An 18,895-nucleotide genomic window follows, 5' to 3' on the forward strand; every position below is an offset into this window, starting at 1 on the left:
AAGGAGGCAATACAATGAACTTTGAAGTAATCCCTTTTTTATCATTAAATGGGCAAGGTGCTAAAGCAATTGCATTTTACGAACAGTATTTAGACGCAAAAGTTTTATTTAAAAAGAATTATAAAGAAATGAAAGAAATAGATCCGAATTTCACGTATAAAGAAAGCCAGGAACATTATATTACCCATTCCGTTTTACAAATTGGCACTAATAAAATTATGATTGCAGAACAGGCAGTGGATTCCACACGCCCTTGGCAATTAAGTAATAGCTCATCATTATGCATTCAATCTAAAGATTTCCAAACCATTGAAGCACTCTATCACAATCTAATTCAACATGATGAGGTTTATATTTTAACACCTTTTGAAAAAAACTCCTTCAGCCCTGGTTACGCCATTGTGCGAGATCCTTTTGGAATAGTAATACAATTGACCGTTACAAAACATGACTTCTAAATTTCATTACGAATAAGCCATTTAAATTCATATCAATATTACAAGATAGGAAGGCAAAAACATATAAAAAAGCGCAGCCATTTCGGCTGCGCTTTTGAATGATTATTTAGTTTCGATTAAACCATATTTCCCATCTTTACGGCCATATACAACATTAGTTTCATTTGTATCAGCATTTGTGAAGACGAAGAAACTATGTCCTAGCATATCCATTTGCAAGATCGCTTCTTCAACGTCCATCGGTTTTAAATCGAATCGTTTTGTACGTACAAGTTCTAATTCATCCTCTTCTACCGCATCCAGAACAGCTACTGCTTCTGGAAGGATAAAGTTAGTTTTCACAGAACCTTTCTCACGTAATTTACGGTTTACTTTTGTTTTATGTTTACGAATTTGTCGCTCAATTTTATCAACTACTAAATCAATCGCAGCGTACATATCGCTATTTGTTTCTTCTGCACGAAGTAATAAATCTGTAAATGGAATTGTTACCTCGATACGTTGCTTGTCAGAGTATACTTTTAAATTAACCTTAATCTCTGGGAATGTATCAAAATAACGCTCTAATTTACTTAGTTTTTTCTCTACATATTCCTTTAATGCTGGAGTTACTTCAATATTTTCACCACGAATGTTGAATTTCATAGATGAATTCCTCCTTTCAAGCCTATGTACTATAATTTCGACATTGGCTTAAAAACTCCTTCTAATTTTTTTGAAAAATTAGTGGAATTGCGATTTTTTTATCGTTTTTTGTTGAAATGAAAAGATGCATCGTTTCTATCTTTATTTTATCCTATTAACATCATGAATAACGAATGTAACTGTGGACAATTAGTTACAGAAAAGAAACAACTTTTTGACAACTTACCTACAACAAAAAAGCCCTTGTTACGAGCAAGAGCTTTCGCCATCTATATAATGCTGTTAAAAATACAGCTCTATCTTTTCCAAAAATTTAATTTTTACAGTTTCACAACATTAGCCGCTTGTGGCCCACGTGCTCCATCAACAATATCAAACTCCACTTGTTGACCTTCTTCTAACGACTTATACCCATCTTGTTGAATAGCAGAAAAATGAACAAACACATCGTCACCATCCTCACGCTCAATAAACCCAAATCCCTTTTCTGCATTGAACCATTTTACTCGTCCTTGCATGTTCATTCCATTCCCTTCACTCTTAAAATCAGGGCATTCGCCCCATATTCTGACTATAGCGAATGACAAGACTGTAAGTCAAAGAAGACCTGTCGTCTTTTTATTACCCCTTTCGACATTCACATATTAACCTCTACAAAGCGTCAAACAAGAAACCTCTCTCGCTCCTCGATCATACAAAAGGCTTCCAATTTGCCTAACAGTAATTCCTGTCGTATACACATCATCCACGATTAAAACATGTTGCTCATGAAACATCTCTTCTCCCTGAAAATAAAAAGGATTAACTCCCGATATCCTTTCTTTACGCTTCTTCTTACTTTGTTTTTCTGTTTCTATTCTTCTTAATGATGTACAAAACATTTTGATAGGCAAACAAGAAGCTAGTAACTCCGCTTGATTAAAACCACGCTCGTATTCTCGCTCTTCACTAAGAGGAACAGGAATGGCAACTGAAACATTCGCAAAATATTTTTGAAAAAGACTTCGAAAAGGCTGATGAAAAATATGCACTAATTCAGCATCTCCTCGAAATTTAAACTGTGCTAATATTTCTTTCATCGCTTCATCATACACATACAACGAACGATTTATGAGAGGCGGAAACCCCTGCTCGTTCGTCCACCTTATGCAGTCCATACAAATATCCCCGTTTTTATATTCAGCTGGTACAAGTTCTAAAGGCCGACCACACTCCTTGCAAATATCTCCTATAATATAGGAAAGTTTTTGTTCACATCTATCACATATATACTTTTTATGAAGCTTAACAAAAAAAGTGTACCAACTAATCGCATATGAAATATACTCATCACAAAGTAGACAATGCATCAATCTATCAATCCTTGTTCTTTAGCATTCTTATTCATACTTTGAATATGTTTTTTCGCACGCACCATCGCCTCTGTCTTTCCATAATGAAAATAGATAACATCTCCATGCGGTTCATCAGAGCTTCTACCAGCACGCCCTGCAATTTGAACGAGAGCACTTTCTGAAAATATTTCTTCCTCAGCTCCTAAAACTGCAACTTGTAAATTTTTCACAGTTACTCCTCGTTCCAAAATCGTCGTTGTAACTAATAAAGGGATTTCTCCTTTTCTGAAAGCTGCTACCTTCTCTTTTCTCGCCGGATCTTCTGCATGCACACCGTCAATTTGATTGTTTAATGATTTTAATAACTGGCTAATTTCTTCTACATATCGCACATGAGGAACAAATAAAAAAATGGGGTATCGTTTCGATAAGTACAGATTTAACCATTGTAATAAAGCACGAGGAATTTTTTTACGTATAAGACCCTTTTTCCAATTTCCGCACCACTGAAATATCGGAACTGGCAATGGATGACGATGGTATCGCCCTGAAATAATAACCCCTTTTTGCTTACCACTTCGCAACTTACGCTTCCACTTTTCATCTGGAGTTGCAGTTAAATAAATACGTGCTGCCTTCTCTTTCATCGCTTCGTTTACTGCATACTGCAACATCTTATCTGCATGATACGGAAAAGCATCTATCTCATCTACAATCATGACATGGAACGCCCTATAATAACGTAACAATTGATGTGTAGTTGCAACGATTAACGCCGCATCTTTTTCTCGGTCTAAACTCCCTCCATATAAAGCAGCTACATTTATATTTGGAAACACTTCTTGTAATCTCGGTGCTAATTCAAGTACAACGTCCGTTCTCGGCGTTGCAATACAAACCCTTTCTCCCTTTTGTAGTGCCTCTGCAATTCCGCGAAACAACATTTCTGTTTTTCCAGCCCCGCACACCGCCCAAATAAAAAATGATTCTTTCTGCTTAACAGCGTCAACGACACTTTGCGCAGCTAACTCCTGACCGTCAGACAAAACGCCTTCCCACTGTAACGGATTCAAATAACTTTCTCCGCTTATTTCAGCAATCCCGCGAACAAGTACAGTACATTCACTTACCCTGCCCATCGTTATACATTTCCGGCAATACGTACATACTTCATTGCATCTTTTACATAGCAATGATACAAATAGTCGCTGCTCTATATTTCCGCAGCGCTGACACATATATTTTGAAGACTTCTTAATTACCCCTTGTACACAAACGACGTCTCGATTCCTTTTCAGATGATCCAATTTATCCTGCAAATCTGAAGAGAGTTCTTCTAACAGTAACTGTCTACCAGCTAACATCATCAATAGCCACCTCCAGCACTACTATAAATCCTTCTCTTTATCTCGTAAAAACTCAAAAAAGCCGATAACCTACTTATAAAATAGTAAGCTATCGACTTTATACACGTTTTTTATTCAGTTATAAATCCTAGAATCTACCGTATCCTAAGAAATGTTTTTGGTTGTAGCTACTGCTTAAGCTAGCGTAAGCAATCCCTTTATCACCTGCATGAATCATTTGGTCGTTACCAACGTAAATACCGATGTGAGATGGACCGTCTTTATAAGTATTTTGGAAGAATACTAAATCTCCCGGCTGCGGGCTACTTACTTTAGAAACTGAATTCCAATATCCATTAACATCTTGACGTCCTACACCAAATACGTAAGAAATGAATCCACTACAGTCAAAACCACCGTTTGATGGAGATGCACTTGCCCAAACATATGGCATACCTAAGTATTGTCGTGCTTTACCAATCACGCCAGGATCCGGAGTTGGCCCTGGTGCTGGTGCTGGCTCTGGTGCTGGCTCTGGTTTTTTGTTTTCTTGTTTAGGTGTCTCTTTTTTAGGCTCTTCTTTTTTAGGTTCTTCTTTTGGAGCTTGTCCAGCATTGTTTGCTGGTACAGCTTGTTGAGCTTGTGCTTCTTTAGCAGCTTGTTCTGCTTGTTTTTGAGCAGCAGCTTCTTGTGCCGCTTTTGCTTGCGCTTCTTCTTCCGCAATACGTTGTAATTGCAGTGCTTGTTTCTCAAGATCTTTCAATTGACCTTCCGTACTTGTCATTGTAGTTACAACTGTATCCATTTTACCGCTTAAATCGTTTACTGCTGTTGCTTTTTTCTCTTTTTCAACGTCAAGTTCTTTCTTAGCAGTTTCAATTTGAGCTTGTGCTTCTTTTAATTCTTTTTGTTTTTCTTTTACTGTCTCAACATCTTTTTTCACGTTCGTTTGATCTTCTTGTTGTGTTTTCATGATATCTTCGTCAGATTCCATAATTTTAGACACAGAAGCTAAACGATCAACTAAATCTGCAACGTTTTTAGAGTTTACAAGAACTTCTGTTACAATGTTCGTATTTGGCTGTTCTTGTAGTGCAACTAAACGTTTTCTTAATAACTCTTCACGTTTTGCAATCTTTGTTTGTAGTTCTGCAATATCTTTATTTTTATTTTCGATTAATTGCTCAGTATCAGAAACTTTTTTTGTTGTTTCATCAAGTTTTGAAGCGTTCTCTTGAACAGACTTATCCAAACCTTGGATTGTTTTGTTTAAGTCATTCATTTGTTTTTGTAATTCATCACGTTCTTGTTGTTGTTTATGTAAAGTATCATTTTGTGTGTTAATTTGTGATTTCACGTCAGAAATTTTATCTTCTGCAAATACATTTGGTGTTAGCCCTGAAAACATTAACCCTGCAACTAATGCGCAAGATGCCATTTTTAGCTTTTTCATTTTATTTTTTACACCGCTTTCCTTTTTTCATTTTCCGTATATAACCTATTAAAATTTATACCATAATTCGGGAGTTTTTTTGCTAATGTTACGGTTTTGTAAAATAAATGTAATATTACATTTATCTCTATAGCAAAGTATATCTAAATTTGTATATATATGTAGAATTTCAAGAGCCTTACACCGTTTTTTATAGGATTGAAAAAAAAAACGTAAGGGAACCCCTTACGTTTTGAAAATACTACAATATGAATGAAATAGAAACGTTACTTCATCCATTTTTCAGCCCAATTTTGGACCTCATCCATAACACTTTCCAACGCTTTCCCTTTATCAGTTACACCGTACTCGATTCTAACTGGTACTTCTGGATAAACATTACGAACTACAATACCTTCGCCTTCTAATTCCTTTAAACGTTCTGACAACATACGATCGCTCATATTCGGTATAATATCTGCGATTTCTCTGAAACGTTTCGGCTCTTCGAGCAAAGATTTAATAATTAAGCCAGTCCATTTCTTACTAAGCATTGTAAAAGCTGACTCAAACTTTGGACATAAACAAGAATTATGCTCCATATGTTTCACCTCTCTTCTATTATAATATAGTTTCTTGTAAAAAGTAAGTAATAAAACTTTCCTCATTATTTAATTTTACATACATTTTACCATTTCCAAATATTAACTTGTCAAATACCCGTAAAATACCCGTAAAAAAACCCTCTTCAAGTAAGAGAGCTTTTATATCTTTATCACTTCGTATACCAACCTAAACCAAGCGCACCTTCACCTAAATGCGTCCCAATTACAGCTCCGAAATAACTCGTACGAATTGTAACATGAGGGTATATCTCTTCTAATTCTTGTTTCCATTCATTAGCTTCCTCTTCACGATTCGCATGAATAATGACAGCTTCCATAGGCACACCTTTATTTGCCTGCTCATCAAAGATTTCAACGATACGCTTTAACGCTTTTTTACGCGTACGAATTTTTTCGAATGGAATAATTACTTTATCTCTAAAGTATAATACTGGTTTTACTTGTAACAAACTACCAATAAAAGCTTGTGCACTATTTAATCTTCCACCACGTTGTAAATGATGTAAATCATCCACTACAAAATAAGCATCCATCGTTTGCTTCATTTCATCAAAGCGAGCGATAATCTCTTCTGGGGCTTTCCCTTCACTTACTAATTTTGCCCCTTCACGCACGTAAAACCCTTGTACTTCACAACTAATTTCAGAGTCGTACGTATATACATCAATACCATCTACCATCTGTCCAGCTGCCGTTGCTGTTTGATATGTACCACTAATTCCACTGGAAAGGTGAATGCTAATAACTGCATCATATTCTTTAGATAACTCTTCATATAACTCTAAAAACTTTCCAATTGCTGGTTGCGAAGTTTTCGGAAGTTCCTCTTGTTCACGTACTTTTATATAAAAATCATTTGCTGAAACTTCAGCCTCTTCTTGATAAGACTCCGTTCCAAACACAACGTTTAATGGAATCATATATATATTGAGTTCGTCACGAATATGCTTCGGTATATATGCTGTACTATCGGTAACAATAGCTGTTTTCATTTTCGTACCTGCCTTATAAAAAATTTTTATCCCCTAATTTTACACGAAAACTAGAAAAGGTGCATCCATACATAAAAATGCCGGCTAGAAACTACAATCACTCGCTCGACAAATTACAACAAAAAGATAAAATACTCACCAAAAATTTCAACATATTTGTAAAAAATGTTTGAATATAAAAACACTCGCTTTTAAAATGTAAAGTACTAGTTATTTTGAAAGATAGGGGCGTATACCATTGTTATTACAATATTTAACAATAAAAGGCTATGGAGAGCACGAAATTGTGATTCAAAAATCAAGATTCATTTGCTATGTGAATCGCGCCACAACGGAAGAGGAAGCTCAAACATTTATACAAAAAATAAAAAAACAGCATTGGAATGCAACACATAATTGTTCCGCATATTTAATCGGCGAACAAGATCAAATTCAAAAAGCGAACGATGACGGTGAACCGAGCGGCACAGCTGGTGTGCCTATGTTAGAGGTATTAAAAAAACGAGGTCTAAAAGATACTGTCGTCGTCGTTACGCGCTATTTTGGCGGCATTAAACTTGGTGCTGGCGGATTAATTCGCGCATATGGAAAATGTACAAGTGAAGGTCTTAACCATGTAGGCGTTGTTGAACGAAAACTAATGCGCGTTATGCAAACAGAAATTGATTACACTTTACTTGGCAAAGTTGAAAATGAATTACGCAATTCAGAATATGCCATTAAAGATATACATTATCTAGAAAATGTCACATTTGATGCGTATGTAGAAGAGGACAAAAGACAACCATTCACAGATTGGATGATTGAATTAACAAACGGGAAGTGTACAATTAAAGAAGGAGATATGTTGTACTTAGAACAAGGTGTTATCTAAGAATAGCTAACGTCTCGCCTTTAAAGATTAATGTAGTGAATTAATTCCCTACAAATGAACTAAGGAGATTATATATGGAAGAACGTTATAATCATCTCCAAAATAGCAGAATAAAAAAGAAACGTAGAAGAAAGTTTTTCTTCTTTCTTATTTTCGCATTTTTATTTGGTAGCGTAGGACTTTATGTGTTAAATTCCTACACTTCTCTCATGGGGATGTACAGTGGATTTAGCCGTGAAAAATCTAAATTACGAGCAGCAGATGTGGAGATCACAAAAAAACCTTTCACTATACTCATTATGGGTATTGAAGATTATGCAACTGATGGCCAAAATGGGCGAACGGATTCACTTATGTTGGCGACAGTTAATCCAAACTCAAAAAAGGTTTCACTTATGAGTATCCCGCGCGATTCTCGTGTTAAGATTGTTGGCAAAAATAAAGAGGACAAAATTAACGCCGCTCATGCTTACGGTGGAGTACAAATGACAATTGACACCGTCGAAGAATTTTTAAAAGTTCCTGTTGATCATTATATTAAAATTGATTTCCAAGGATTTAAAGGTATCGTTGATGCTGTTGACGGTATTACCGTTGATGTCCCCTTCGATTTCTGGGAACGCTCTGACGTGGATTACTATAAAAAAATCCAATTTAAACAAGGTCAGCAAAACTTAAATGGTGAAGAAGCACTCGCATACGTCCGTATGCGAAAGCAAGATCCTAACGGTGATTATGGTAGAGCTGCTAGACAAAGACAAGTACTGGCTGCTGTTGCCCAAAAGCTAAACTCTGCTTCTACCGTATTTAAAATTAAAGATTTAACAAAAGTAGTTGGAAAATATATAAAAACCGATATTCCTATTTCAGACGGGCTTGCTCTTTACAATAAAATCTCTGGATTCGACCCTTCTACAATACAAACGTTAAAAATTGAAGGAGAAGACAGAAAAATTGGCGGTATTTATTACTTCCTTCCAGATCCAAACAGTGTAGAGTCTGTACGTAACGAAATTGAAAAGGAAATAGGAGAAAAAGCAAAAGTCCCAACAGAGACTACGAAAAATGAGAATACAAATTCCGATTCAAATTCTAAATCCAGCGCAAAAGCAAAGAAGGAGCCGAGTGAGAACAAAACACCACCACCTCCTCCCCCTTCTACAAATGCTCATGCAGAGTGGATTATGAGAAATCAGCAATAATAAAAAAGAGCCAAATCAAATACGATTTGGCTCTTTTTTCATTTCCCACGATTGGTGCGAGCTAATAATCAGTGGGATAAACACCCCATTGATTAAAGTTTCACTTTACTTTTTAAAGTGTTGTAAAATCGCTTCTACAATACGCTCAGACGCACGGCCATCACCGTAAGGGTTAGATGCTTTCGTCATCTTATCATGAGCTTCTTTATCAGATAACAACTCATCAGCAAGACCAAAGATTGTCTCTTCATCTGTTCCTGCTAATTTCAACGTACCTGCTTCGATACCTTCTGGGCGTTCCGTCGTATCACGAAGGACAAGGACTGGCACACCTAGTGATGGTGCTTCCTCTTGTACACCACCAGAATCAGTTAACATTAAGTATGAACGAGCTGCAACGTTATGGAAATCAATTACATCTAACGGCTCAATTAAATGAATACGGCTATGCTCGCCTAAAATATCATTCGCTATTTCGCGAACAACAGGATTCATATGAACAGGGTATACAACTTGTACATCTTCGTGCTTATCAACAAGACGCTTAATTGCACGGAACATATTGCGCATTGGTTCTCCTAAATTTTCACGACGGTGTGCTGTCATAAGTACAAGACGATCATTTCCAAGTTTCTCTAACACCGAATGGCTATAAGTTTCTTTTACAGTTGTCTTCAGTGCATCGATCGCTGTATTTCCTGTTACGAAAATGCGTGACTCATCTTTATTTTCTTTTTGTAAGTTCGTTGCTGATTTTGTTGTAGGTGAGAAATGAAGATCCGCCATTACACCTGTTAGTTGGCGATTCATCTCTTCTGGATATGGAGAATACTTATCCCATGTACGAAGTCCTGCTTCAACATGTCCTACTGGAATTTGATTATAGAAAGCAGCTAAGCTTGCAATAAATGTCGTCGTTGTATCACCATGCACAAGTACGATATCAGGCTTCGCTTCTTTCATTACTTTATCTAAACCTTCTAAACCACGTGTTGTAATATCGATTAACGTTTGACGATCTTTCATGATATTCAAATCGAAATCTGGCGTAATTCCAAAGATATTTAATACTTGATCTAACATTTGACGGTGTTGTGCTGTTACAGTCACAATTGATTCAATCTTTTCTGGATGCTTTTGCAACTCTAATACAAGAGGTGCCATTTTAATTGCTTCTGGTCGTGTCCCGAAAATTGTCATTACTTTTAAACGTTCAGTCATTTCATTGCCTCTTTTCTTTCACTAGTTAAAACTTCTATTATCGCATATAAAAATATGCATGTGAAAATACAGTTTTTAACGCGCCTGAGAAACATTACTATTACAGACGTCTTTTCGCCCAACTGAGTAATAATCTAATCCATGCTTCTCGGCATCCTCATTAGTATAACAATTTCTCCCATCAAATAGAATAGGTTCCCTCATAAGCTGTGCATACTTTTCTAGCGGATAATTTCGAATTGATTCCCATTCTGTTACGATAAAAACTGCATGCGCCTCTCTAATCGATTCATCTATACACTCAGCGTATCGTATCGTATTTCCAAATAAACTTCTTACATTTTGAATAGCTTGCGGGTCATATAAAACCACATCCGCACCTATATTAATTAATTCCTCTATTATAATGAGAGATGGCGCTTCCCTAATATCGTCAGTATTCGGTTTGAATGCTGCACCAAGAACCGCAATTCGCTTCTTCTTCATATCTATAATTTTCTTCGCTTTTTCAACTAACAACAGCTGTTGTTTATTATTCACTTCAATGACTGCTTTCAACAAGCGAAAATCATGAGAAACATTCCCTGCAATTTGCACAAGTGCTTTCGTATCTTTTGGAAAACAAGATCCTCCATATCCGATGCCTGCATTTAAAAAAGATGCACCAATTCTCTTATCCATCCCCATCCCTGTAGCTACATCTACTATATCTGCACCCACTTGCTCACATATATTAGAAATTTCATTAATAAAACTAATCTTCGTAGCTAAAAAAGCATTAGATGCATATTTAATCATCTCAGCACTTCGAATATCTGTAATATACGTTTGTAAGCTTAATTTACTGTACAAATTCTCTACTTTCCTTGCAGCTTCTTCACTACATGCTCCAATTACGATACGATCACCCTGAAAAAAATCATAAATACCAGAACCTTCTCTTAAAAACTCTGGATTCGATACAATATATAATTCATGTCTACCTTGTAGTTTATCCTCAATCCATTCTCTCATTACATCATTTGTCCCTACAGGAACCGTACTTTTCGTAACAACAATAATATCGTTATTCACATATGTTCCAATATCATCACAAGCGCTACGAATATACGTTAAATCTGCTGTTCCATCTAATAAAGATGGCGTTCCAACTGCAATAAATATAAACTCTACATCATTAAATGCCGCTGATTTACTTGCTGTAAAAGTTAAATGATTATTCTCGTATGCTTCATTTATTAATTCATTTAATCCACATTCATAAATAGGTAACTCGCCTTGTTTAATCCGTTCAATTTTCCCACTATTTATATCGAAACATGTGACTGAATGTCCCAATCTCGCCAATCCTACTCCTGTAATCAATCCAACATATCCGGTACCTATTATCGTAATTTTCATTTTCTTTTCGCACAGGAATATACATAAGAAAATATACGAATACATAGAACTCCCCCTGTGCTTCCCCCTCTCACACTAAGAATGAGAAAACTCTTTCACTTCTTTATTATATGAATCGTTTTTTTATTATTTTTTAAGATTTTGTAAAGTTGAATGATGCAATATATACAAAATGTAAATTCCCACAATTTAACACGGAACTTACTCATTTTACGTGCAACACTTATAATACTGAAACAAAAGTCATCGCTATATGAGAGGAGAGTACAATGTCATATTACAAGCCACAATATGAAATCAACCTTCTCAAAGGACACAACATTCCATATCCAATTGTCATATATTCTATTCACTCCCCTTTACAGTCAAAAGAAAAAAAGATTGAATTCTAATCTTTTTGTGATACCATATGTTATGAGCCTGTAAACAAACATCATAATTTTCAGATAAATACGATTGAAAAAATTACGTTAAACTATAAAGGGTGGGGTATTAATGGACTCACAAGTGATTTATGCCATTTTGGCATCTTTCATCACTGTACTCGTCGTTACTCCTTTAGTTATTAAATTAGCTTTCAAAATAGGAGCAACAGACAAGCCAAATGCGCGTAAAGTACACCAAAAAATTATGCCTCGTCTTGGCGGGTTAGCAATTTTCATCGGTGTAGCCGTAGGATTTGTTGTCGGTGGATTATACGAACAAAGAATGTTATCGATAACTTTAGGTGCTATCATCATTGTTATCATCGGGATTTTAGATGATATGTACGAACTATCTGCGAGGGTAAAATTCGGTGGACAACTATTAGTTGCCATCATGATTGTAAAAAGCGGATTATTAGTGCAAGTATTATATATTCCAATTCTTGGAGATACTGAACTCGGATGGCTTGCTTATCCAATTACTGTATTTTGGATTGTAGGTATTACAAATGCCATCAACTTAATTGATGGATTAGATGGATTATCCGCAGGGATTTCATCTATCGTACTTGCAACGCTAGCATATATGGCCTTCACTAGCCCATGGGGTACTGGAGCAGCTATTATATTACCTCTAGCACTGATTACATTAGCAAGTACAATTGGATTTTTATTCTACAACTTCCATCCAGCAAAAATTTTCATGGGAGATACAGGAGCACTATTTTTAGGATACTGTATTTCTGTTATATCGTTACTTGGATTATACAAAAGCGTAACGTTATTCAGTTTTATCGTTCCAATCATTATTTTAGGTGTACCTATATTTGATACGACGTTTGCAATTATTCGCCGTATCGTAAATAAAAAACCTATTTCAGCACCTGATAAATCGCATTTACATCACCGTTTGCTTGCAATGGGATTCTCTCATCGTAAAACGGTACTAATTATTTACGCATTGGGTATTTTCTTTAGTGTAAATGCAATCATTTTCAGTAGTGCAACATTATGGTTATCCATTATTCTTCTTTTCATTTTAATCTTCTTTACAGAAATCATTGCTGAAGTAATCGGTCTTGTACACGAACGTTACAAACCAATTATTTCCTTCTATAAAAAAGTGAAAAAACGCGAAGACTAATTGTAGTATAGCCTTTACTCTTATGAAATATTCAAATAGCATCCTCTTTTCATAAGAGGATGCTATTTTTTATTTTTTAATCCTTATTCCCCATTTCCAAAATATAGATTGTTTGAGAGTGCCTCTATTGGAGAAAGATATACGTATAACGAAAAAAGTATCAAATTTTCATTTTTACATCTTGATTGTCAAACTGAGGGTGAATGTTATGATCAAGCGATTACTTCAATGTATAATTTTATTTTTAACTATTACTATGTACGCATCATCGAATACAAAAGCAACTACAGACATTCAAGTAAAAGATTACCAAAGTACTCAAACTACCTCTCCTACAACAAAAATTGCGTACTTAACATTTGATGACGGACCAAATAAATACACACCACAAATTTTAAATATTTTAAAAGAGAAGAATGGAAAAGCAACTTTCTTCGTTATTGGCGGAAAGGTGCCACATTATAAAAAAACGATGGAGCGATTGATTAAAGATGGACATTATATCGGTCTCCATAGTATGTCGCATGATGTAAAACGTCTTTATACTGGCGATCCATCTGTTTTAATTGCAGAAATGGAGCAAACCCAAAGCATTGTCCAGCAAGTTACACATTTAAATACACATCTCGTTCGGGTCCCATACGGTAGCATGCCTTACTTAAAAAAGAATTACCGTGACGCACTCGTATCGGCCCAGTATAAAATGTGGGATTGGACAATTGATACATATGACTGGAAAAGCTATGATAATCCTTCCGCAATACTAGAAAGAGTACGAAATCAAAGCGATGAACAAGTAGAGGTTATTTTAATGCATGATTCTAGTGTCACAGTGCAAATACTCCCAAAAGTAATTGATTATTTACACTCACAAGGATATAAACTACTTCCCTACAATCCATCTTCACATCTCGAAGTGAATTTTTGGAAAGACACAAGATTGTAACAGCTTTAGTGCCTATGTACTAAAGCTGTTTTACCCCGCGTTAACGGGCAATTGGTGAAGGCTAATAATCAGTGGGAATGAACAAAAACCCCACTGATTAAAGTTTCACTTTATTTTTCTCTTCCCACACTTCTCATTTTTGTGTAAAATTTTAAATAGTGATGAAGTTTCGAGGTGAATAGAAATGAAACGAATAGATCTCATTTTTAACGCAATACAAAAAGGGAATTATACAGAAGGTATAACAGCATCAGAAATCGCTACACTTCTACAGTTAGACCGTGCAAATGTTAGTAGCGATTTAAACAAGCTTGTGAAAGATAATCGTTTATTAAAAACGAGTACACGCCCTGTCCGTTTTTATATAGAAACGAACTCTTCATTGGAAACGCATTCAACAAAGGGCACTTCATTAGATACATTTGCTATTGAAAATACAAGCCTAAAAATTGCAATTGAAAAAGCAAAAGCTTCTATTCTCTATCCTCCAAACGGTATGCATACTTTATTACTTGGAGAAACAGGTGTCGGAAAATCGATGTTCGCTTCTTTAATGCACGAATACGCAATTGAAGTGGAACAACTTCCAAAAGATGCACCTTTTATCGTCTTTAACTGTGCTGATTATGCAAACAATCCACAACTACTACTTGGACAGTTATTTGGGATAAAAAAAGGAGCTTACACAGGTGCCAGTGATCAAAAAGGGTTAATTGAAAAAGCACATGAAGGAATCCTCTTCTTAGATGAAGTACATCGCCTTCCTCCAGAAGGACAAGAGATGCTCTTCACATTTATTGATCGCGGAGTATACCGCCGCCTTGGAGAAACGGAAAATGAACGTAAGGCACGAGTGTTGATTATTACTGCAACAACCGAAGAACCGAATTCATTTTTATTAAAAACATTTACAAGACGTATTCCGATGACCGTTACGCTTCCACCACTTCGTGAGCGAACACATAAAGAACGGTTTGCTTTACTACAGCTATTTTTCACAAATGAAGCAATTCGTCTAAGGAAAGAGATTCATGTTAGTCCAAATACAATGCGTGCTTTCGTCTTTTACAATTGTCCAAATAACATCGGCCAATTGAAAACGGACGTACAAATTGCCTGTGCAAAAGCTTATTCTGATTTCGTAACAAAAAAACGTGATTCTGTCTGTGTTTCAAGTACAGATTTACCTTGGTATATGAAAGAAGGATTATTTATTGAAAGAAAGAGCCGTCATCTATATCAAATACCAAATGAAACATTTGTATTTACAGGTGATGAAGGTTGGAGTAAACATACAATAAAACCCGAAGGAAGTCGCTCTTCTATTTACGATTATATTGATTATAAATATGAAGAACTTCAAGCACGCGGCATTGAAGAGGAAGAATTAGAATTACTAATAGAAAATGATATTCAAAGCTTTTTCGTCCAATACTTTAACCAAATATCTAAAAAAACAAGTCATGAAAATGTTTTTAAAATTGTGGATCGTAATATCGTTTCCGTATGTGAAAAAATTGCGGAACTAGCTGAAAAATATTTATCTAAAACTTTCGATGAAAAAGTATTTCTCGCTTTAAGTTTACATGTACAGACAACTCTACAACGTTTACAGGGCGGGAAACAAATTCACCACCCACAATTAAATCAAATTCGCACGAAATATAAAGAAGCTTTTTCCGTAGCTATGCAATGTATTCAGCTATTAGAAGAAGAATTACAAATAACAATACCTATTGATGAAGCTGGCTTTTTAACAATGTTCTTCGTTGTTGATCCAATTCCTGCCTCACAAACAGAAGTAAAAGTATTAATATTAGCACACGGTAATGGTATCGCAACAGAAATGGCAAACGTTGCAAACGAACTTCTCGGTATTGATGAAGTAACTGGTATCGATATGCCCTTGCATGAATCACCAAAAGACTTCTTAGAGCGTGTTAAAGTGTATATGAAAACACTTCAAAATGTAAACGGGCTTCTCTTACTTGTTGATATGGGGTCTCTCGCTTATATTGGTGATATATTAGAAACTGAATTCAAAATCCCTGTACGTGTTCTTTCCATGACGAGTACACCACACGCACTAGAAGCAGCTCGAAAAGCTCAGCTTGGCTATTCATTAGATGCACTATACGAAACAGTGAAGAACTTAACGCCGTTCTATTTAAACGTACAGGAAGAAAAGAAAAAGCCACTATCGCCAATGAAATCCGTGATTTTAACAGCTTGTTTAACCGGTGAAGGAAGTGCTTTAGCAATTCAAAAAATGTTAGAGAACTATTTACGCTTTGATAAAGACTTAATTGAAATTATTCCGATTAGCATCGTTCATGAAAAAGATTTAACGAAAATGATCGAGAACATAAAAAAAGAGCGTAATATCATTTGTATCGTCACGAATTTCGATATGCAAATACCTTGCTTAACATATCATTTCCAAGATATTGTGAACTACACAGCTATTCAACCAATTCAAGAATTGATTACGTATGAAGAAACCTATGCAAAAATGGCTGATATTCTTGAACAACAAATGCAGCGTAACGATGGAGCATTACTTATTAAAACAATTCGTTATGCATTAAATACAATTCAAGAATTGATTTCTTTACAGCTAACTCCCGACAGTTTAATGGGTGTGATTTTGCATATGAGCTGCATGGTTGACCGTCTTCAAAAAGGCGAAAGTCTCCTCCCTCATCCTGATAAAGAGAAACGAAGACAAGATGAGTACTGGATGTATATGAAAGTGAAAAAAGCATTGCAACCTATTGAAAATACATTTGAGATACAAATCCCAGATGACGAAGTATTTTATATAATGGACTTCTTCATTAAAAATCAGCCTGTAAAAAATTAAACTAGGCAATTTTTTAAATATATCGACCGTAACGCGAATTATATCAGCGATTTTTTAAATATATCGGCGTAACCCGGATTATATCAGCGATTTTCAAAATATATCGATTTACTGACAATAATCGCTAAAATTTGCACCTTATAGCAGAAAAGGCTGTTCCAAAATGTTTTTTGGACAGCCTTTTCGCTTACTTCTTTACTTCCCTTATTCTCCCCCTTATTTCTCCCTTTTTATTAGATTTCGTATTAACATTTACATATACATTTGCTTGCATTATCTCTTGAAACAAGCTGTCAAATGCTCTCCCCTGTAAAGGCCCTTCAAAATCCTCTACTCTAGCTACACCAGTAACGACTCCTTCATTCACACTAATTCCTTGCTCTAACGGACCAAACAAACTTAAAATAACTGGACCAATTTGATTCGCTTTTCCTAAATGAATTTGGCATGACGTGATTTTCTTTATATTTTTTAATATGACCCGATATTGCAACTTCTTTAAATCTTCACTAAAAATGAGCTCTGTTACACCGTAAGCTTCTGTATTTACAGGAGGTACTTCCCTCTTCCCTGTTAACCTAGCAAAGAAATGTGTTGTCATACGGGCATTCTCCTCATATAAATTTCCCAGCACTACTTCTACTACTTTATGGTTTAGACATAATCATTTATGACTTTTTCAAATTTTAATTACGAAGAAAAGATTCACACAATCTTTACATTAAAATCGTTTCTTTTGCTTTACTCCCTCTTGTATAATGCACTTAGAAAAACAGTCTAGGAGGAAATTTTGAAAAATAATAACTACTCTTTCCAATCATTAATAGAGATTTTTCTCGTATCATTTAAATTAGGACTTACTTCATTTGGTGGTCCCGTCGCCCATCTTGGTTATTTTCATCATGAATACGTGCAAAAAAGAAAATGGATGGATGAACGAAGTTACGGAGACTTAGTAGCACTATGTCAATTCCTTCCTGGCCCTGCTAGCAGCCAAGTCGGTATGGGAGTTGGCTTATTGCGCGGCGGATTATTAGGAGCCATTATTTCATGGATCGGATTCACTCTCCCATCTGTGCTCGTTTTAGTTTTCTTCGCTTCATTTCTTAACCAATTCGAGCTTGGAAGTACTGGCTGGATTCACGGACTGAAACTTGTAGCGGTCGCAATTGTCGCTCATGCAATATGGGGAATGGCTCAAAAGTTAACACCAGACCGAAACCGTGCAACAATCGCAATTGCAACTGCCGCAATCGCCCTATTATGGCCAAGTAGCTGGACACAAGTAATTCTCATTATAGTAGCTGGTTTCATCGGTTGGTTTTTATATCGTGACCGGCCAGTTAGCCAAGCTCATAAAATAAACGTACCTATTTCAAAAATGGTAGCCATATCTTGTCTCGTCTTATTCTTCGGACTATTAATACTGTTACCGATGTTACGACCATACTCTTATTTCATCTCTTTATTTGACAGCTTCTATCGCTCTGGTGCACTTGTATTTGGCGGAGGGCACGTCGTACTTCCTCTTCTTGAAAGTGAGTTTGTACAAAACGGGATGATGACAAAAGAACAATTTCTTGCTGGATACGGATTAACACAAGCAGTGCCAGGGCCACTATTTACATTCGCTTCTTATATAGGAGCAGTGCTAAATGGAACCGCCGGAGCAGTTGTTGCAACGATCGCTATCTTTCTTCCTGCCTTCCTGCTCGTTGTTGGCGTTTTACCATTTTGGGACAGTGTAAGGAGAGTATCTTACATACAAGGTGCACTACTTGGAGTAAACGCAGCCGTTGTCGGCATTTTACTTGCAGCTTTTTATGATCCAATTTGGACGAGTACAATTATGAATTCTGTAGATTTCGTTTTTGCTTCTCTTCTATTTTGCTTACTCGCTTTTTGGAAAACACCACCTTGGGTTATCGTTATACTCGGGGCCTTCGGTGGATATGTTCTATCCATTTTGTAAGCACAAAAAACGAC

General features: G+C 35.9%; 17 protein-coding genes. 7 read left to right on the forward strand and 10 right to left on the reverse strand.

Annotated elements, in window-relative coordinates; genetic code table 11:
- The first annotated feature begins 14 nt into the window (after positions 1–14).
- Complete coding sequence (locus MR155_RS13485) at positions 15–458, forward strand: VOC family protein (RefSeq protein ID WP_002139133.1); 444 nt, start codon at positions 15–17, stop codon at positions 456–458.
- Between the two features lie 102 nt (positions 459–560).
- Here the strand turns inward: MR155_RS13485 and hpf are convergent, their stop codons facing one another.
- From hpf to MR155_RS13520, 7 genes are all read right to left on the reverse strand, one after another.
- The gene (hpf, locus tag MR155_RS13490) at positions 561–1,103 is read right to left on the reverse strand and encodes a ribosome hibernation-promoting factor, HPF/YfiA family (protein WP_002034758.1); all 543 of its coding nucleotides are present in this window, start codon (positions 1,101–1,103) and stop codon (positions 561–563) included.
- Positions 1,104–1,423: 320 nt separating this feature from the next.
- Positions 1,424–1,621, reverse strand: coding sequence for a cold shock protein CspC (gene cspC / locus MR155_RS13495; RefSeq protein ID WP_001990088.1), 198 nt, complete (start codon positions 1,619–1,621; stop codon positions 1,424–1,426).
- A gap of 126 nt (positions 1,622–1,747) precedes the next feature.
- Entirely contained in the window at positions 1,748–2,452 is a 705-nt protein-coding gene (locus MR155_RS13500) for a ComF family protein (RefSeq protein ID WP_107887211.1), read from the reverse strand.
- Positions 2,452–3,801 carry an ATP-dependent helicase ComFA gene (gene comFA, locus MR155_RS13505; protein ID WP_242310158.1) on the reverse strand — a complete coding sequence of 450 codons (1,350 nt, stop codon included), beginning with the start codon at positions 3,799–3,801 and terminating at the stop codon, positions 2,452–2,454. The genes MR155_RS13500 and comFA overlap by 1 nt, the downstream gene beginning before the upstream one ends.
- Before the next feature lie 130 nt (positions 3,802–3,931).
- Positions 3,932–5,236: a C40 family peptidase gene (locus tag MR155_RS13510; RefSeq protein WP_242310161.1), complete on the reverse strand. Its 1,305-nt coding sequence runs from the start codon at positions 5,234–5,236 to the stop codon at positions 3,932–3,934.
- Between the two features lie 266 nt (positions 5,237–5,502).
- Positions 5,503–5,817: a winged helix-turn-helix transcriptional regulator gene (locus tag MR155_RS13515; RefSeq protein WP_002089608.1), complete on the reverse strand. Its 315-nt coding sequence runs from the start codon at positions 5,815–5,817 to the stop codon at positions 5,503–5,505.
- Positions 5,818–5,990: 173 nt separating this feature from the next.
- Complete coding sequence (locus tag MR155_RS13520) at positions 5,991–6,833, reverse strand: DegV family protein (RefSeq protein WP_002016143.1); 843 nt, start codon at positions 6,831–6,833, stop codon at positions 5,991–5,993.
- Between the two features lie 238 nt (positions 6,834–7,071).
- Here MR155_RS13520 and MR155_RS13525 point away from each other — a divergent pair, with 238 nt between their 5' ends.
- Both MR155_RS13525 and MR155_RS13530 read left to right on the forward strand, forming a co-directional pair.
- Positions 7,072–7,707, forward strand: a complete 636-nt coding sequence (locus MR155_RS13525; protein WP_088033387.1) for a YigZ family protein — start codon at positions 7,072–7,074, stop codon at positions 7,705–7,707.
- 74 nt (positions 7,708–7,781) lie between these two features.
- On the forward strand, positions 7,782–8,909 hold the full coding sequence (locus MR155_RS13530) for an LCP family protein (RefSeq protein ID WP_219300918.1): 1,128 nt from the start codon (positions 7,782–7,784) through the stop codon (positions 8,907–8,909).
- A gap of 105 nt (positions 8,910–9,014) precedes the next feature.
- On the opposite strand, the gene wecB is transcribed toward MR155_RS13530, so the two are convergent.
- Both wecB and MR155_RS13540 read right to left on the reverse strand, forming a co-directional pair.
- Positions 9,015–10,130, reverse strand: coding sequence for a non-hydrolyzing UDP-N-acetylglucosamine 2-epimerase (gene wecB, locus MR155_RS13535; protein WP_002034751.1), 1,116 nt, complete (start codon positions 10,128–10,130; stop codon positions 9,015–9,017).
- A 75-nt stretch (positions 10,131–10,205) separates the two neighbouring features.
- Complete coding sequence (locus tag MR155_RS13540) at positions 10,206–11,576, reverse strand: UDP-glucose dehydrogenase family protein (RefSeq protein WP_242310163.1); 1,371 nt, start codon at positions 11,574–11,576, stop codon at positions 10,206–10,208.
- A 450-nt stretch (positions 11,577–12,026) separates the two neighbouring features.
- On the opposite strand from MR155_RS13540, the gene MR155_RS13545 reads away from it, so the two are divergent.
- The 3 genes from MR155_RS13545 to MR155_RS13555 all read left to right on the forward strand — a co-directional run bounded on the left by MR155_RS13545 (position 12,027) and on the right by MR155_RS13555 (position 16,909).
- Positions 12,027–13,100 (forward strand): glycosyltransferase family 4 protein, encoded by a 1,074-nt coding sequence (locus tag MR155_RS13545; protein ID WP_002068377.1) that lies wholly within the window; start codon positions 12,027–12,029, stop codon positions 13,098–13,100.
- A gap of 208 nt (positions 13,101–13,308) precedes the next feature.
- Complete coding sequence (locus tag MR155_RS13550) at positions 13,309–14,046, forward strand: polysaccharide deacetylase family protein (RefSeq protein ID WP_107887206.1); 738 nt, start codon at positions 13,309–13,311, stop codon at positions 14,044–14,046.
- Between the two features lie 184 nt (positions 14,047–14,230).
- Complete coding sequence (locus tag MR155_RS13555) at positions 14,231–16,909, forward strand: sigma-54-dependent transcriptional regulator (protein WP_107887205.1); 2,679 nt, start codon at positions 14,231–14,233, stop codon at positions 16,907–16,909.
- Positions 16,910–17,096: 187 nt separating this feature from the next.
- Here the strand turns inward: MR155_RS13555 and exsM are convergent, their stop codons facing one another.
- On the reverse strand, positions 17,097–17,510 hold the full coding sequence (gene exsM / locus MR155_RS13560; protein ID WP_002166452.1) for an exosporium regulatory protein ExsM: 414 nt from the start codon (positions 17,508–17,510) through the stop codon (positions 17,097–17,099).
- 189 nt (positions 17,511–17,699) lie between these two features.
- On the opposite strand from exsM, the gene MR155_RS13565 reads away from it, so the two are divergent.
- Positions 17,700–18,881: a chromate transporter gene (locus MR155_RS13565; RefSeq protein WP_242310165.1), complete on the forward strand. Its 1,182-nt coding sequence runs from the start codon at positions 17,700–17,702 to the stop codon at positions 18,879–18,881.
- The last annotated feature ends 14 nt before the right edge of the window (positions 18,882–18,895 follow it).

Source organism: Bacillus cereus group sp. BfR-BA-01331 (genome assembly GCF_022663915.1).
In the GTDB taxonomy this organism is placed as follows: Bacteria; Bacillota; Bacilli; order Bacillales; family Bacillaceae_G; genus Bacillus_A; species Bacillus_A mycoides.

Bases quoted from the DNA above. Each gene is read 5' to 3' on its own strand.
- MR155_RS13520 (WP_002016143.1), bottom strand. From the start codon at position 6,833: ATGAAAACAGCTATTGTTACCGATAGTACAGCATATATACCGAAGCAT.
- cspC (WP_001990088.1), bottom strand. From the start codon at position 1,621: ATGCAAGGACGAGTAAAATGGTTCAATGCAGAAAAGGGATTTGGGTTT.
- MR155_RS13530 (WP_219300918.1), top strand. From the start codon at position 7,782: ATGGAAGAACGTTATAATCATCTCCAAAATAGCAGAATAAAAAAGAAA.
- wecB (WP_002034751.1), bottom strand. From the start codon at position 10,130: ATGACTGAACGTTTAAAAGTAATGACAATTTTCGGGACACGACCAGAA.
- MR155_RS13540 (WP_242310163.1), bottom strand. From the start codon at position 11,576: ATGTATTCGTATATTTTCTTATGTATATTCCTGTGCGAAAAGAAAATG.
- hpf (WP_002034758.1), bottom strand. From the start codon at position 1,103: ATGAAATTCAACATTCGTGGTGAAAATATTGAAGTAACTCCAGCATTA.
- exsM (WP_002166452.1), bottom strand. From the start codon at position 17,510: ATGACAACACATTTCTTTGCTAGGTTAACAGGGAAGAGGGAAGTACCT.
- comFA (WP_242310158.1), bottom strand. From the start codon at position 3,801: ATGTTAGCTGGTAGACAGTTACTGTTAGAAGAACTCTCTTCAGATTTG.
- MR155_RS13485 (WP_002139133.1), top strand. From the start codon at position 15: ATGAACTTTGAAGTAATCCCTTTTTTATCATTAAATGGGCAAGGTGCT.
- MR155_RS13545 (WP_002068377.1), top strand. From the start codon at position 12,027: ATGGACTCACAAGTGATTTATGCCATTTTGGCATCTTTCATCACTGTA.
- MR155_RS13515 (WP_002089608.1), bottom strand. From the start codon at position 5,817: ATGGAGCATAATTCTTGTTTATGTCCAAAGTTTGAGTCAGCTTTTACA.
- MR155_RS13500 (WP_107887211.1), bottom strand. From the start codon at position 2,452: ATGCATTGTCTACTTTGTGATGAGTATATTTCATATGCGATTAGTTGG.
- MR155_RS13550 (WP_107887206.1), top strand. From the start codon at position 13,309: ATGATCAAGCGATTACTTCAATGTATAATTTTATTTTTAACTATTACT.
- MR155_RS13555 (WP_107887205.1), top strand. From the start codon at position 14,231: ATGAAACGAATAGATCTCATTTTTAACGCAATACAAAAAGGGAATTAT.
- MR155_RS13510 (WP_242310161.1), bottom strand. From the start codon at position 5,236: ATGAAAAAGCTAAAAATGGCATCTTGCGCATTAGTTGCAGGGTTAATG.